Source organism: Luteimonas mephitis DSM 12574 (assembly GCF_000422305.1).
Classification (GTDB): domain Bacteria; phylum Pseudomonadota; class Gammaproteobacteria; order Xanthomonadales; family Xanthomonadaceae; genus Luteimonas; species Luteimonas mephitis.
Window position 1 is genome coordinate 336233 of the sequence record NZ_KE383817.1, and the last position, 13883, is coordinate 350115.

General features: G+C 66.4%; 19 protein-coding genes and 2 pseudogenes. 4 read left to right on the forward strand and 17 right to left on the reverse strand.

The window, feature by feature from the left end:
• Positions 1 to 6: 6 nt before the first annotated feature.
• The 12 genes and pseudogenes from H570_RS0115250 to H570_RS0115295 form a co-directional block, all read right to left on the reverse strand.
• Entirely contained in the window at positions 7 to 501 is a 495-nt protein-coding gene (locus H570_RS0115250) for a hypothetical protein (protein ID WP_027081492.1), read from the reverse strand.
• Positions 488 to 1264, reverse strand: a complete 777-nt coding sequence (locus H570_RS0115255; RefSeq protein WP_027081493.1) for a hypothetical protein — start codon at positions 1262 to 1264, stop codon at positions 488 to 490. Before H570_RS0115255 ends, H570_RS0115250 begins: the two co-directional genes overlap by 14 nt.
• A 108-nt stretch (positions 1265 to 1372) precedes the next feature.
• Positions 1373 to 1696 (reverse strand): hypothetical protein, encoded by a 324-nt coding sequence (locus tag H570_RS17870; protein ID WP_036136483.1) that lies wholly within the window; start codon positions 1694 to 1696, stop codon positions 1373 to 1375.
• A 207-nt stretch (positions 1697 to 1903) separates the two neighbouring features.
• A complete protein-coding gene (locus H570_RS0115265) occupies positions 1904 to 2242 on the reverse strand; it encodes a hypothetical protein (protein WP_027081495.1) in 339 nt (112 codons plus the stop codon).
• Positions 2239 to 2847, reverse strand: coding sequence for a hypothetical protein (locus H570_RS19010; protein WP_156900009.1), 609 nt, complete (start codon positions 2845 to 2847; stop codon positions 2239 to 2241). The genes H570_RS0115265 and H570_RS19010 overlap by 4 nt, the downstream gene beginning before the upstream one ends.
• Positions 2817 to 3362, reverse strand: coding sequence for a hypothetical protein (locus H570_RS0115270; RefSeq protein ID WP_027081496.1), 546 nt, complete (start codon positions 3360 to 3362; stop codon positions 2817 to 2819). Before H570_RS0115270 ends, H570_RS19010 begins: the two co-directional genes overlap by 31 nt.
• 327 nt (positions 3363 to 3689) lie before the next feature.
• Positions 3690 to 4058 (reverse strand): annotated as a pseudogene (locus H570_RS19650) (hypothetical protein); the annotation flags it as partial.
• A complete protein-coding gene (locus tag H570_RS0115275) occupies positions 3991 to 4197 on the reverse strand; it encodes a hypothetical protein (RefSeq protein ID WP_027081497.1) in 207 nt (68 codons plus the stop codon). The gene H570_RS0115275 and the pseudogene H570_RS19650, both read right to left, overlap by 68 nt.
• A 2-nt stretch (positions 4198 to 4199) precedes the next feature.
• Positions 4200 to 4406: a helix-turn-helix transcriptional regulator gene (locus H570_RS0115280; protein ID WP_027081498.1), complete on the reverse strand. Its 207-nt coding sequence runs from the start codon at positions 4404 to 4406 to the stop codon at positions 4200 to 4202.
• Between the two features lie 158 nt (positions 4407 to 4564).
• On the reverse strand, positions 4565 to 5074 hold the full coding sequence (locus H570_RS0115285) for a hypothetical protein (RefSeq protein ID WP_027081499.1): 510 nt from the start codon (positions 5072 to 5074) through the stop codon (positions 4565 to 4567).
• 67 nt (positions 5075 to 5141) lie between these two features.
• Positions 5142 to 5459 (reverse strand): hypothetical protein, encoded by a 318-nt coding sequence (locus H570_RS0115290; RefSeq protein ID WP_027081500.1) that lies wholly within the window; start codon positions 5457 to 5459, stop codon positions 5142 to 5144.
• A gap of 65 nt (positions 5460 to 5524) precedes the next feature.
• Complete coding sequence (locus H570_RS0115295) at positions 5525 to 6919, reverse strand: integrase family protein (RefSeq protein WP_084500308.1); 1395 nt, start codon at positions 6917 to 6919, stop codon at positions 5525 to 5527.
• Positions 6920 to 7322: 403 nt separating this feature from the next.
• Between H570_RS0115295 and H570_RS0115300 the strand changes: the two genes are divergently transcribed.
• The 4 genes and pseudogenes from H570_RS0115300 to H570_RS17875 form a co-directional block, all read left to right on the forward strand.
• The gene (locus tag H570_RS0115300; protein ID WP_027081502.1) at positions 7323 to 7805 is read left to right on the forward strand and encodes an LEA/WHy family protein; all 483 of its coding nucleotides are present in this window, start codon (positions 7323 to 7325) and stop codon (positions 7803 to 7805) included.
• A 72-nt stretch (positions 7806 to 7877) separates the two neighbouring features.
• A complete protein-coding gene (locus H570_RS0115305; RefSeq protein WP_027081503.1) occupies positions 7878 to 9668 on the forward strand; it encodes an acyl-CoA dehydrogenase C-terminal domain-containing protein in 1791 nt (596 codons plus the stop codon).
• Positions 9669 to 9815: 147 nt separating this feature from the next.
• Positions 9816 to 10490 (forward strand): HNH endonuclease, encoded by a 675-nt coding sequence (locus H570_RS0115310; protein ID WP_027081504.1) that lies wholly within the window; start codon positions 9816 to 9818, stop codon positions 10488 to 10490.
• A gap of 46 nt (positions 10491 to 10536) precedes the next feature.
• Positions 10537 to 10725 (forward strand): annotated as a pseudogene (locus H570_RS17875) (DUF1428 domain-containing protein); the annotation flags it as partial.
• A 95-nt stretch (positions 10726 to 10820) separates the two neighbouring features.
• Here the strand turns inward: H570_RS17875 and H570_RS0115320 are convergent.
• The 5 genes from H570_RS0115320 to H570_RS0115340 form a co-directional block, all read right to left on the reverse strand.
• Positions 10821 to 11648, reverse strand: a complete 828-nt coding sequence (locus H570_RS0115320; RefSeq protein ID WP_027081505.1) for a DUF2884 family protein — start codon at positions 11646 to 11648, stop codon at positions 10821 to 10823.
• 180 nt (positions 11649 to 11828) lie between these two features.
• Positions 11829 to 11972 (reverse strand): hypothetical protein, encoded by a 144-nt coding sequence (locus H570_RS19015; protein WP_156900011.1) that lies wholly within the window; start codon positions 11970 to 11972, stop codon positions 11829 to 11831.
• Positions 11973 to 12115: 143 nt separating this feature from the next.
• Positions 12116 to 12724 (reverse strand): TMEM175 family protein, encoded by a 609-nt coding sequence (locus H570_RS17880; RefSeq protein WP_051176473.1) that lies wholly within the window; start codon positions 12722 to 12724, stop codon positions 12116 to 12118.
• 272 nt (positions 12725 to 12996) lie between these two features.
• Positions 12997 to 13449 (reverse strand): lysozyme inhibitor LprI family protein, encoded by a 453-nt coding sequence (locus H570_RS0115335; protein ID WP_211219129.1) that lies wholly within the window; start codon positions 13447 to 13449, stop codon positions 12997 to 12999.
• Positions 13443 to 13805 (reverse strand): hypothetical protein, encoded by a 363-nt coding sequence (locus tag H570_RS0115340; RefSeq protein ID WP_156900012.1) that lies wholly within the window; start codon positions 13803 to 13805, stop codon positions 13443 to 13445. The genes H570_RS0115335 and H570_RS0115340 overlap by 7 nt, the downstream gene beginning before the upstream one ends.
• Between the last annotated feature and the right edge of the window lie 78 nt (positions 13806 to 13883).

The window sequence follows — 13883 nt, forward strand, 5'->3', positions numbered from 1 at the left end:
GACTCCTCAATCGACGGAAAGTACAGCTCGCGTATCGGCATCGGGCCGGCGCGGCAATCGGACACCCGTTTGCTCCGCTGCCCGGATTGCACGCTCCTCTTCGCATTCAAGGTCAAAGAGCTTCGCCTTCCTCTTGGCGACCGCGGCGTGCGTCTCCGGCGTGTCGAATCCGACAGAGGCCCCCAACTCGTCATAGAAGGCACCCACTACCGTGCGAAGATTCGCCTTCATCGTGTCCGGGTTCAGCCAGGCGATCAGATAGAGGATGTCGTCCACGTCCTCGAGCTTGGGCAGCCTCGACGAGAGTTCGCTGAACTCGCTGCCGTCCAGAATGCAGCGCTCGGCGAGATCATCGACGTAATCGTCGGCACGCTGCAGGGCTTCGTCCCTCGGCGCGCGGAGGTTCGCATGCAAGCTCAACCATTCCTTCTCCGCGGCGATTGCCGTGCGGATGCGCTCCAGGTCAACGCTTGGATCGGCCGATCGTTTACCGGTCGCCATGGTCGCCTCCGCGCTTTCCGTAGGCCTTCTGCTGCAACTCGGTCCACCAGTCCTGCTGCTGCACCTGATCACCTCGGGCCAGCTGCGCTGCCGCCGGGCGTCGCGCCAGCCCAGTTGCGGGGCGCGCGTCAGCGGCCGCCGGCGGCGCCTGCAGGGATGCACCGGAGCGCTCGAAAGTGAGATGTTCGCCAACGCGTGGCTGGTAAGGAACGTTGCCGACGTCATCGGTGACAGTCAGCGAGCGCTTTCGCATGGCTGCGACACGTCGCTGTTCACCGTCCAGGTCGTTCCATGAGCCTTGCCCCTGCCTCTTTTCGACGCGCTCTTCAGTACGTCGACGGTTGACCTCGGCACGGAGTTCGCGGGCAAGGTTGGCCAAGGGTTCCCAATCGGCGTGGTACCTGGCCATCTCCGCCTGCATGATCGCCATCCCAGTCTCGATGGCTGCGATTTCCTCGAGATCGTCCTCGATTTTCCATCGGATACGCGTGGCGGCGGCGCTATTTGGCGCCGCGTTGGCCAACCTTTCCTTCAACTCGGTGATATGGGTCGCCAACGCCCGGATGTTGATGCGACTGTTGCTGATGTCGGATTGCAGGGCATTGACGGCCACGTTCGAAGCCCGCGCACGCACCTCGAACTCCAGCGCCTTGCGCTCGTCGGCCGGCACGGAAGGCAGATCCTGCAGGCCTGTGATCAGCTTCGCGTAGTCGAACTGACCACGTTCGCCTACCGGCACTAGCGGCCCGGAACTCTCATTCATCTCGCAACTCTCTTGGATGTTGCATGAATGCTCGGCTTCCTTGCCCTTGCCGTCGAGGACACCGCAGGACGTTGCGGGACGTTGCGGGGCACTCCAAGGGCGCTCATGTCACTCGCGTTGCATCATCTTCTCGACAGCGATGGCCTCTCGCTCATCGAGCCAGGCGATGACATCCCGCACCCAGTACCAAGTCCGCCCAGCGGTGAAGTACTTCGGGCCGGTCTTCAGCGTCCGCCAGTTTCTGAGCGTCCGCTGCTCCACCCCAATCAGCGTCGCGGCGCCCTTGGGGTTGAGTCGCCCATCCGGAGTCACATCCTCCTTCAGCGCGCGCAGGGCGTCGATGACGGTAGCCACGCGTTCGGCCATGGGATCGGACTCGGTTTCATCGGAGGCCCCGGTCGCCAGGTGCCAGCTGGTGCCTTCGTCAATCATCGTCGTGCTTCCTCGTCAATGCGCAGAATCCCCACCTTCCCCACCCTCGATACGCTTGACGTAGTGCTCCAAGCGCCACCTGTGGTGGAGGCCCCTGAGGGCCGAAAAATTGTCGAAAACCGCGCGCCTTGTCCCCCGTGGTGGTCGCCGGAGGGCCCAGGGTCCCCCGGCCGGGGGCAGCCGCCGCCGGCCAGGGGCGATTCCTCATCACGCTCCGCCGGCGCTGTTCGTCCGGATCTGGGCGGCGTAGAGCTGGATCTCTGTGATCTCCGCTGCCATGACGGCAGCAACCCAACTGGCCAGCTCACGCGGGTCGAACCTACGCCTGGTGGCGTCGAGGTAAGCCAGGAACTGGACGAACGGCATGCGCTCCCCGTAGCACTTCTTGCCTTTCACCTTCCGGAAGAGCCCCGAGGTCTCCTTCACTCCGGCTGGCGGAACAACCAGGGCGATCTTCGGCTCAAAGTCATAGAAGAATGTCCATCCGTCGACGCTTTGGATGCGGGCCTTGCGATCCATATCACTGAAGGGTTGGGGGTCGGTCATGAGCTTTGCTCCGTTGGGTGGGTGGGGTGATGGGCGATTGATACAAGGCCTGCTTCGGTGCGGGCCCGGGCAAGCACTGCAGCGCGCTGGGCAGGTGGTGGTGGTGCCCACGTCTGTTGCTGATCGTGAGCAATGGCGGGGCAACCTGCAGATTCGCTGACTTGACCCACCGGCTTGCCTCGCATGCATAGCGCCCTTGCGACGGAGTAGGCGTCCTGTAGCAGGCGGGCTGCATGCCTGCCTCGAGCACGCGCATAGGCGTCGCGATCCAGGCACTGCCAGACCATGTAGGTGAAGATCGACCTGGGCGCACCGGCACGCAGTTCGTGGCGCACCTCCGGCAGCGTGAGAATTCCCAGGCAGCGCGCGCGGAATTCGCCCAGGGTCGGTGGCAGCGTGTCGACTGCTAGGACGCTGGCCTGGACGCCAGCGCTCAGTTGCTCGGGCGTCAGGTCGGCTAGCCCGCGGGCCCACGTGCTGGCTGCGCCGCTTTCGCTGTCGCCGAACGTGTCGGTCCAGTGCCGTCCGTAGATCTCGGCCATGCTGACCCATACCGCGCGCCGGGCCGCGGGGTTCAGCGCTGCGGATTGCTGATGCTGTTCCATTCGCCCTCCAAGGTCCTGTCGTCGTGGACTGGGGCCTGGATGCCCGCCTTCGCTCTTGCTTCAGCGACGCTGCACCGAAACGCTTCATCGGTCATTCGACCGAGGTCATGGGTGCGCTTGAGCCGCGATAGCTCATCGCTCAGCCAACGTCGTGTCTCTTGGTCTATCGCGTTGCGTTGACTTTCCGTCGACGCTTTTGCGGTGGCCTGCCTCGTCGTCTCAACGTGCTCGATGCGAGTGAAGTCGCCTTCGAGAATCTGCTCGTCTGCACCGCGGGATTGTTCAGCCATCGCGCGCCGCTGCATGTGATCGACGATGCTCTCGCCTCGCAAACGCTCTTTGGGGTCCGCGGGCCTCCACCCGTCCTCCCAGCGTCGTTGCTCGAGATAGTTCTCCGGCAGCGGTGCGAACTGCGTCGTCCTCAGCCACTGCGCTGCGTCCGCCTTGCGGGCGATGAGATCGCGCACGATCGCTGCGGTCTCCCTCTCCAGACCCAGTGATCGCCAGACCTTCATCGCGGCATGCTTTCGGTCGCGCTTTGGATAATGCGACCAGAATTCCTCAAAGCCCGATACCGAGTTCAATACTCCTTGTTCTTTCTCTGAGTAGTTGTTACCGAGTTGGGGTGGCACCTCTGTCCCCACCCCGTGCAGTGTCCCGCCCCTACGGGCGCACCGCCCCGTCCCCACTTCGCGCAGTTTCCCGTCCCTACCTCGCGCCCTTGTAGGGGCAGGTGTGTCCCTAGGTGAAAGGATGCTCGCAACGTGCTGCCGTGGAGTGGACCCCATGGAATAGGTGTTGGCCGTCACGCGATTTCCGCTGACCCTGACCAGGTAGTGCGCGTCACAAAGCACCTTGACGCTGCGGACCACGGATCGGCGCTCGAAGCCCGCATCCTGCGCGAGTCGGTCAAACGAAACCCAAGCCTCTCCTGTCCGGCCGTTTATCCGAACCATGATGGCCGCGAGCACGGTCACGTCCGCGTTCTTCAACACGGGATTCAATGCGGCGTCCGCGAGTAATTCAAACCGCGCGACTGGGCCATGCGCACTGTGTTTCGTGCTACCTTCGTCTTGCTGCCCTTCTCCAAGATCAGCACCCGCGCTCCGCCTCTCACCAGGCGGGGCGCTTTCACTTTGCGGGCTACGATCCATCGCCTGGCCCCCGGCGCAGCGCGTCGGCAAGCTGCAACGCGTGCTGCCTCGCACCATCCAGATTGCGGCTCAACGCCTCGGCAGCGTCCGCATTCGGATAGCGGTGCAAGTGCTCGAGCTGCGCCTGCAGACGGCGCCCGATCTCCGGCAACTGTTCACGCAGCTGCTCCGGGTCGGCAAGGTTCCAGCGGACCATGGTCAGACCTCGACGAGCTGCTTCTCTATCCAGTCCTGGACTTTCTGGCGGTCGTAGAGCACCCGCCCCTGGAGGCGCAGGTAGGGCGGTCCGATGCGCAATCTGCGCCACCGAAGCAGCGTCGCCTCGCTTCGCTTCAGTTCGATCGCGAGCTCCTCCGTGGTCAACTTGTCGGAGAGCAACGGCGGGGTGTTGTGGTGGCTTGTCATCTTGTGCGCGCTCGGGCTAGTTCCTGTAAGGAAATGCTAGGAACCAATAGCGGCCGTGCGAAGGTGTCGATTATTTTTCAGGAGCCGCAAGCTCAAAGCCGCACAGTGCTTGGCCGTCGTGGCTTAGTTCAACTGATTCTTGTGAAGTTTCGCGGCCGTCAAAGCACGTCGGCTGGGTCGTAAGGGTCGGCGTCCGCTGGCATTGCCGCGTTGGAGTGCACCCGCACGGTCGCTGTTCCGGCAGTTGCTCCGCGGAGACGTCTTCGATCCATTCGAACACCGAGCATTGCCCGCACGATCGCTGCGAAGACGCCCATCTCTGGCGCACTGAACTCCTCGCGCAGGGCGGATGCGACCCCGGTGAGAAACTGATCCTGCCGTTCGCGATGACCCAACGCGACGCCGGCGGACGGCCAGGACAGCACGAGGGCTTCAGTCAATGCCACTTGCCTGACTAGGCGGCCAAACCGCTCGGCGTCGCAGATGCGACCGACGCGGCGCCATGCGCTGTCGGCGTCACCGTCCTCGATCCATCGATGGCAAACGAACAGCTCCAAGCTGTCGACAAGCTGCGCATCGCCTTCCTTCCCCGGCAAGCTGGGGACGAGATCCTCGGGACAGCGCGCGCTGTACGCGCGCTGCGCCCCGATGGTGCCGACGCGCTCCACCAGGGCCTGCCGGCGAGCCCTAGCGAAATCCGGCACCCAAGATGGACTGCTGGCCTTGGCCACAAGCTCAGGGGAGGTCTGCGCTGCGCCGCATATACGAAATCTCAGCACTCAGAGCCTGGGTCAGCGTGACCATGAGCTCCACACCATTCACCACGTTCGCGACGTCTCTTGGATCGAGTTCGTTCCTGAGCGCGCTGGCTCCTTCAGCTTGTGAACGCAGGGCTCTGAGCGACGCCGATGTCATGTCGAGGATCTCCTCAAGATGACTCGCCAAGTCGTCGGGGTGCTGGTCCTGAAATGTGATCCCCACCATGTGACCACCGAACTGCAGTCCGTGCACTAGAGGGTTGACGCTGTCGCTCGCTACACTCGTTGCTGCCATGATCGTTCTCCGTTCGAACGGTTGTGGAAGGCCGGCCGGGTGGTAGTGACACCCGGTCCGGCCGCTTACCCGGCTCGTCGCCGGATGGGGGTGACGTTCCCTGCCTTGCCCTTGGGCTCGCACAGGGCGCGCAGCTTCTTCAGCGCCGCGCGTTTCTCGTCGTCGAACTCGTGTGCCTCGTAGTGCTGCCCCTGGACGCCGCCTAGGCCATGCGAGCCCAGATGCGCGCGGATCTCACGGGACACGCCGGCAGCTTGCAGGCGCGTCTCCACGGTCTTCCGGATCGTGCCAGGAGTGAACAGCCGATCGATCTCGTCTGCCGCGACCATGTCGCGCGCCACGGCCTGCACCGCCTCCCAGACGGTGTGATAGACCGCGCCCTGCTCCCCATTGCTCACGGTGAACAGGTACGGCCCGGGCTGGATGGTGTTGCCGTCCTCGTCCACGGTCGGCGCGCGCATGGCGGCCAGCGCTTTCGCAGCGTCGGGAATGAGCGGGACGACATGCTCCCGGGCCATCGTGCGCCGGCCCTTGGTATCCAGGAGGGTGACGGTCTTGTGGTCGGGGTCGTGGTCGGCCTCGGTGAGCCGGCCCAGCTGCTCGACGCGCTGGCCACCGGTCAGCAGGTGGAAGCGCAGCAGGGCGCCGCGCGCGCTGTCGTCGGCTGCGATCCGCTTCCAGTAGGCGGCCAACTGCAGCTGGCTCAGTGCCCACTTCCGCTCCCGGGCAGCCGCCGCGGCCTTGTCCGCCGCTTCCTTGGGCCTGCTCACGTCCAGGTCCACCAGCGGGTTGTGCGCGATCTGGAAGCCGGCGAACGCGTGCATGGTGGCGTCCGTCCTCGCCTTCCTCGCAGCCGTGTAGGCGGCGCGCAGGTAGGCCCGCAGCTTCTCGGCCTCCCGCAGCTTCCCGGCCTTGGCCAGGGCGTGGAAGACGGGCATGACGTCGTCGACGGCCACCGAGTCCGCTGGCAGCTTGGCCAGCTTCGGCCGCGGCTCGGTGATATGCCGCTCGAACGCCCGCGCGACCTGCCTCCAGCTTGGCTTGCCCGCAGCCTTCAGGTGCTCGGCGTAGGCGTCCATGAGCGCGCCGAAGGTGGCGGTATCGCGGGCGGCCTTCGCTTCGGCCGCAGCGCGCGCTTCCTTCGCCTCCAGCCACGGGTCGTGGCCCAGGTCGACCAGCGCGCGCTTCTCGGCCGCCAGCTTGCGTGCTGCGGCCAGCGAGAGTCGCGGCGCCTTGCCGTACTCACCGAGCACCATGCGCCGCTCGCGGCCGGTCGCTTTGGCGACGTACACCAGCAGGAACTGCTTCGCACCGGTGTAGAAGGTCTTGATCGCAAAGCCGCGGATCGGGCCGTCGTCGTAGTCGATGCGCTGGCCTTCGCCAGGCACCGCCAGCTCATCTAGGAAAACGGTGGTGAATGGGTGCTTCGCCAAGGGGACAGCCCTCAATAGTCCGGCCATAGTCCGGCATGTATTGCAGTACCGGTGTATCCCCTTTGTAACCTTATGTCCCCTCTTGCGCAAGGGAAATTGCGGGAATTCGGCCAAAATCCGCCGGACTTCGGCTCTAGAGCGGCTTAACCGTTCCGGACTCTAGGGGATTGAAAATCCCCGTGTAGGGGGTTCGATTCCCTCCCCGGCCACCATGAAACAATGCGTCATCCGGAAAGGGCCCTCGCGGCCCTTTTTCGTGTCCGGCGGAGAAACTGCCGACGCCGGCAGGCGGAGCTGCCCTGCGCGGCCACGATATCGGATCCGGGCTTGCTTGAAGAAGCGCCCCGCCCGTCGAAACGCCTGCCCCGGCTTCGCCCCCGCCCCATACGCCGTGGTATTTTCCAGCCCTGTGCACATCAAGGGGATCGGCATGCATCGGCGCTGGTTATCGTTCCTGTTCCTTGCCGCAACGGCGGCGTTGCTGCTCGCTGCCTGCAGCGGGGGCCCGGTGCGGCGGGTGTCCGAACCCAGCGCCAGCATCCAGCAGTTGACGGTGGGCGCCGATGGCAGCTGGTCGGTGGAGCTGCGCCTGCAGAACTACAGCAGCATCCCGATGCGCTTTGATGCGATCAGCCTGGCGATGACGCTGGGCGACCAGCCCGCGGGCACGCTGCAGGGCAACGCCGGGATCTCGATCGGGCCGGAATCGGCCGACGTGGTGACCCTGGCCCACGCGCCGACCTCGGCCGCGCGCATCGCGATGGCCGACGCGCTCGGTGGCAACCACGGCATCGGCTATGCCCTCGAAGGCACGCTTCGGGTCGTGCCCGAGGACAAGGGCGCGCGCAGCTTCGACATCAAGCGCACCAGCAGCCTGAATCCGGTCCCCGGCCTGCCCGGCGTGCTGCGCTAGGGCCACGCCGGCCGCATTGAAGCGCCCGCGCATCCGAATTCCCCCGATCCAAACCTGGAACACGACTCCCGCATGAGCACCTACAAGGCACCGCTGCACGACATCCGCTTCGCCCTCCACGACGTCCTTGGCGCCGAGGCGCTGTTTGCGCGGCTGGGCTTCACCGAGGCCACCGGCGACATCATCGACGCCGTGCTGGACGAGTCCGCGCGCTTCACCGAGACCGTGCTTGCGCCGCTCAATCGCGTCGGCGACGAGGTCGGCTGCAGCTACGACAAGGCCAGCGGCGCGGTCACCACGCCACCCGGTTTCAAGGAGGCCTACGCGCAGTTCGTCGACGGCGGCTGGTCGGGGCTGGCATCGCCGGCGCAGTTCGGCGGCCAGGGCATGCCGCACCTGGCGGCGATTCCGCTGAAGGAAATGATCGACGCCGCCAACCTGGCCTGGGGCAACTTCCCGTTGCTCTCGCACGGCGCCACCGAGGCGCTGCTGCACCACGGCCAGCCGTGGCAGCAGGAGGTGTTCCTCAAGCCGCTGGTCGACGGCCGCTGGACCGGCACCATGTGCCTGACCGAGCCGCACTGCGGCACCGACCTGGGCCTGCTCAAGACCCGCGCCGTGCCGCAGGCCGACGGCAGCCATGCGATCACCGGCACCAAGATCTTCATCACCGCGGGCGAACACGATTTCACCGACAACATCGTGCACCTGGTGCTCGCGCGGCTGCCGGATGCGCCTGCCGGCAGCAAGGGCATCTCGCTGTTCATCGTGCCGAAGCTGCGCGTGGACCGCGACGGCAACGTCGGCGAACGCAACGGGGTGCGCTGCGGTGCGCTCGAGCACAAGATGGGCATCCACGGCTCGGCAACCTGCGTGATGAACTTCGACGACGCCCAGGGCTGGCTGATCGGCGAGCCGAACAAGGGCCTGATGGCGATGTTCACCATGATGAACACCGCGCGCCTGGCGGTGGGCCTGCAGGGGCTGGGGCTGGCGGATCGCGCGTATCAGAACGCGCTGCGCTATGCGCGTGAACGGCTGCAGATGCGCGCCCTCACCGGCGCGAAGTTCCCCGACAAGCCGGCCGACCCGATCATCGTCCACCCAGACGTGCGCCGCATGCTGCTGACGCAGAAAGCGCTGGTGGAAGGCGGCCGCCTGCTCGGTTACCACGCCGCGTCGCTGGTCGACGTCATTGCCCACGGCGACGACGCGGGCGAGCGCGAGCGCGCAGACGCCCTGCTCGGCTTCCTCACCCCGATCACCAAGGCCTGCCTCACCGAATGGGGCGTGGAATGCACCTACCACGCGCTGCAGTGCTTCGGCGGCCACGGCTACATCGCCGAGCACGGCATGGAGCAGCTCGCCCGCGACGCCCGCATCACCACTCTCTACGAAGGCACCACCGGCATCCAGGCGCTGGACCTGATGGGCCGCAAGACGATGCAGCTGCAAGGCGCGGGACTGCGCGTGTTCCTCGGCATGATGGAGGAGTTCTGCACCGCGCACGCCGGCGACGAAGCGCTGCGCGAGTTCATCGAACCGCTGCGCGCCAGGGCAGGCGAATGGCAGGCGCTGACGATGGCGATCGGCAAGCGCGCGATGGCGGACGCCGACGAGATCGGCGCGGCAGCCTACGACTACCTGTTCTACTCGGGCTACGTGGCGCTGGCCTACTGGTGGGCGCGTAGCGTGGCCGCCGCGGATGCCTCGTCGCAGTCGCAGGCATTCAAGCAGGCCAAGCGCGAGACCGCGCGCTTCTATTTCGCCCGCATCCTGCCGCGCACGCTGGCGCACAAGGCCGCGATCGAGAGCAGCGCGGCAACGCTGATGGCGATGGACGCCGATCGCTTCGACGCGTAGCCGCCCGCTTCGACGCGCCGGTCGGGACGACACCCCGGCGCCTTGCGCATGCCGTCCGGTCATCGTGCAGTGTCGGGGGTGTCGCCCAGACCGGCGACTGCCCGCGGGTACCAATCCGCAAACAATTGGGTATAAGCTGGGTGCCCGATGGAGACCGACAGAGCGAACCTTCGCCTGATCCGGACCGGGGATCCTGTGGACCCGGCAGCAGCTGCTTCGACCCATTCCGCCTTCGACATTTCGCCCGCGCGGCTCGATGCGGTACGCCTGCTGTCGCTCGACGCCTACGGCCGGGTGCTGGACTGGATGAGCTGGCAGGACGCGACCTGCCTGTATGCGCGCGGCGCGGTGGCATGGACGCTCGGCGAACCCTGCCTCGTCGTGCACGGCGGCACCAACCGGCTCAGCGGCGAACGCAGCGTCCAGCCGCTGCACCCGATCATCGCCGCGCGCGGCCACGCCCGTGCGCATGCGCTCGCCCCCACACCGGCGCTCACCAACGCCGCGCTGTTCGCGCGCGACCAGCATCTGTGCCTGTATTGCGGGCGCGACTGCAGCCGGCAGCAGCTCACGCGCGACCACGTCAAGCCGCTCTCGCAGGGCGGGCGCGACATCTGGGAGAACGTGGTCACCGCCTGCTTCCACTGCAACTCGCGCAAGGGCGGGCGCACGCCGCAGCAGGCGTCGATGCCGCTGCTCGCGGTGCCGTACCGGCCGAGCTGGGTCGAACACCTGATCCTGAGCAATCGCAACATCCTCGCCGACCAGATGGCATTCCTGAAGAACCATCTGCCCAGGCGCTCGCCACGCTTCAGTGCTTGACGCGCCACATCCCACGGCCCGCCGCCGGGCACGCGGAGGCCTCCGCCTGCAGGCGAAGGACGGCGAGTCCGTGGTCTTCGCCTGGATCGAATGGCCGGACAAGGCCACGCGCGACGCCGGCATGGAGAAGATCATGCAGGATCCGCGCATGCCGGCCGCGAGCGACATGCCGTTCGACGGCAAGCGCATGATCTTCGGCGGCTTCACGCCGGTGCTGGAGCTGCCGAAGCGCTAGCGAAGCCCTGGGCAATCCGCATTTCCCGTCATTCCCGCGCAGGCGGGGATGACGCGGCTACCGGGGCCTTCCCCGGATCCGCCGCGGCGCGCCGCTCACTGCCCCGCGACCGGAATCGCGCTGGTCCTGGCCGCGTCCCCGGCATCGTGCACCGAGGCGACCGGCGTCGACGACGCATCGGGTTCGAGCATGACCAGCGGCGCGCCGCGGTAGCGGTACTCCAGCGCATCCTGCTGCCGGCGCAGGGCGACGACCTGGCTGCAAAGCGCCTGCGCATGGCGCTCGAGTGCGGCGCTGCGCGCCTCGACCAGCCGGTTCACCTCATGGTCGACGCGATCGGCGCGTTCTTCCAGTTGTTCGGAGCGGCCGGTGAACACCGCCCACAGCGCGCTGCGGGTGATGCTGCCGGTCACCTGTTCGATGACCTGCTCGACGTTGGCCTCGAACGTGTCGCCGAACACGTCCTGGTCCCAGCGGCCGTTGCCGAGGCTGTCGTCGATGTGTTCCAGCGCGCGCTCGCGATGGCGCTCGACCTTGCGCACCTTGCGCTCGCTGTCGGTCATCGTGCGCATCACGCCGGCTAGCACGTCGAAGCTGATGCCGACCGACTCGCGGGCGATGCCGGCGACCTCGGGCATCAGCGCCCGCGCGTCGTCCTCCATCTTGCGCAGCCGCTGCGCGTCGGCCTGGCTGACCGCCTGCACTCGGCGGTCGACGCTGAGCGTGCCGTCGTGGAAGAAGATTTCCTTCGGCGATCCCCGGTGGCGATACAGCCACACGCCACCACCGTCGACCTGCACGTTGTAGGGCGTGGACAGGCCGCACTCCCGCGACGACAGTTCCGGGGATTTCGTCGGCCCGGCATGCGCCGCACCGGCGGCGAACACGAGCAGGCAGGCGATGGCAGCGACGGCGTGGCGCATGGCGACCCATGGGAAGCGATGGATGGCCGAATGATCGTGCCGCACGCGCGCGCCGGCGCGTGCGATAAGTCACGACGCGCCTGCATCGACCCATGCGGGAAGTCATGGCACCGCGAGCGACTGCTGCCCGCAAGCCCGTTCGCGCTGATGGCAAACCGCTTCAGGCGCGGCGCCCCATCCTCAGAACGGCGTCATCATCGAGAACGGCTGCGTCGCGTTACGGTCGGCGCCGGTATCGGACTGCGCGGCGGCAAACCCGGCCATCGCGATGGCGGCCGTGACAAGGGCGATGACACACAGGACGCGGATGGAAACGTGCTTCATTGCTGGCTCCTGGACATCCAGCGCACTGGATGCGGGGGTGGACGAACTGGATGCAGGAATTCTGCGCGTCCAGTGCCCGCGATCCCCTGACCTGGGTCAAGCCGCAACGACGCAATGCCCCTTGACTTCCGGAGCCGCGGCGATCAATCGTCCCCGCGTGGCGCCTGCCCGTCGCGCATGCCGGGAAGCACGCCTTCGATCCGGCGATCCGGCACCAGCCACATCACCGCCACCGACGCATACAACAGCAGCGCGAACCACGGCGCCCAGAAGGTGGACGCGATGCCCAGCGCATACAGCAGCGGTGACAGCTTGCCCTTCCAGTCGCTGCCGACCGCCCGCCGCAGCACCGATCCAGCGCCGTCCAGACCGATCAGGGTCCGCTGCAGGATCCAGTACGCCACCGCCGCCATCAGCAGCACGCCGCCATAGGCCGCGGTGGGCGCGGCGGCGAAGTGGTTTTCGCCCATCCATGCGGTGGTGAACGGGAACAGCGACAGCCAGAACAGCAGGTGCAGGTTCGCCCACAGCGCACCGCCCGACACGTGCCGGCACGCCGCCAGCATGTGGTGGTGGTTGTTCCAGTAGATGCCCACGTATACGAAGCTCAGCACGTAGCTGAGCAGCACCGGCAGCAGCGGCAGCAGCGATGCCCAGGCGGCATCGTGCGGCACCTGCAGTTCCAGCACCATGATTGTGATGATGATCGCGATGACGCCATCGCTGAACGCTTCCAGCCGGCCCTTGCCCATCGCCTTCCTCCGTACCACCCCAGCCACAGGATGCATCTGCCGATGACGGTTTCATGGATGCCCGGGCAACATGCCGGAAGCAGCTGGCATCCAGCGTCGGCCTGAGAATTCCTGAACAATTGCCGTCATTCCCGCGAAGGCGGGATGACGAGCAAATAATGATCTATCAGACCTTCCCCAGGTGCCTGCCCGCCGCATGAGAAGCGGGTCATCTCCATGTGCGCGTCTTCCCGTCCGTCATTGCGCACGCAGTCCGGCGATCCGTTGAACCATCAGGGACCATTGCCCCGGGCCAGCGCCTCCAGCTCGGCGGCGCGCTCGGCCGTTTCCCGCAGCACGCATTCGTTTGCGGCCAGGCGAGCCAGGCTGCCACCGTCCGGATCGGCATAGAAGCCGCAGTTGGCATCGCGATACTGCATCCACAGGCGCTGCGCGGCGACCAGTTGCTGCTTGCGCGCCGCGGTCAATCCGGTGCCGAGTTTCCTGTAGGCCTGGTTGAGCTTGGCATCTTGCGCCTTGAGTTCCGCCGCCATGCAGTCGAGCATCTCGACGGTCACTCCGCCCGACTTGTCCTGGCAGGCGGAATAGCGATCCGAATAGTGTTCTTCGGCCATGCACCCCAGCGAAACGGCGAGGAGGACAATACCGGCTGCAAGTCTGCTCATCGACGGGCTCCGCGTCAGGCCGGCCCGCAAGGCGGGCTCGGCCCGGATGATTGTCAGCAATTCTGCGCAGGGCGGATTTCGGCTTGTTGCCCGGCGCGGCATACCAGTTCATACGCCTGGCCCGCCTGGAAGTCGAAACTCAGGCGCGAACCACCCGCCGGCTGCGGCTGGTCGGGGCAGATGTAGAACACAGTCCGGGTTCCCGAAGCAATGCGCGTGCTGGCCCGCTGGTCAAGGATGAGCGGCCGCTTGTCCACGGCAGTCAGGCCCTGGAAGATTTCCACGGGCAGCGCGGACTGGGAAACGAACCTGAGCGACGCGTCCCTGGCGGGCGCCGCCGGGCGGTCGATCGCGGCACCCGGTGCCGTGGCAGCCAGTGCTGAGGTAAGAAGCGCAATAGCGACGACTGTGCCCATGGCAAACACCTCTTGGACTGCCCGGAGCGGGCCAGGTCGGCGGAGCATACCACCGGGAAATCCCGGCGGTATCACGCC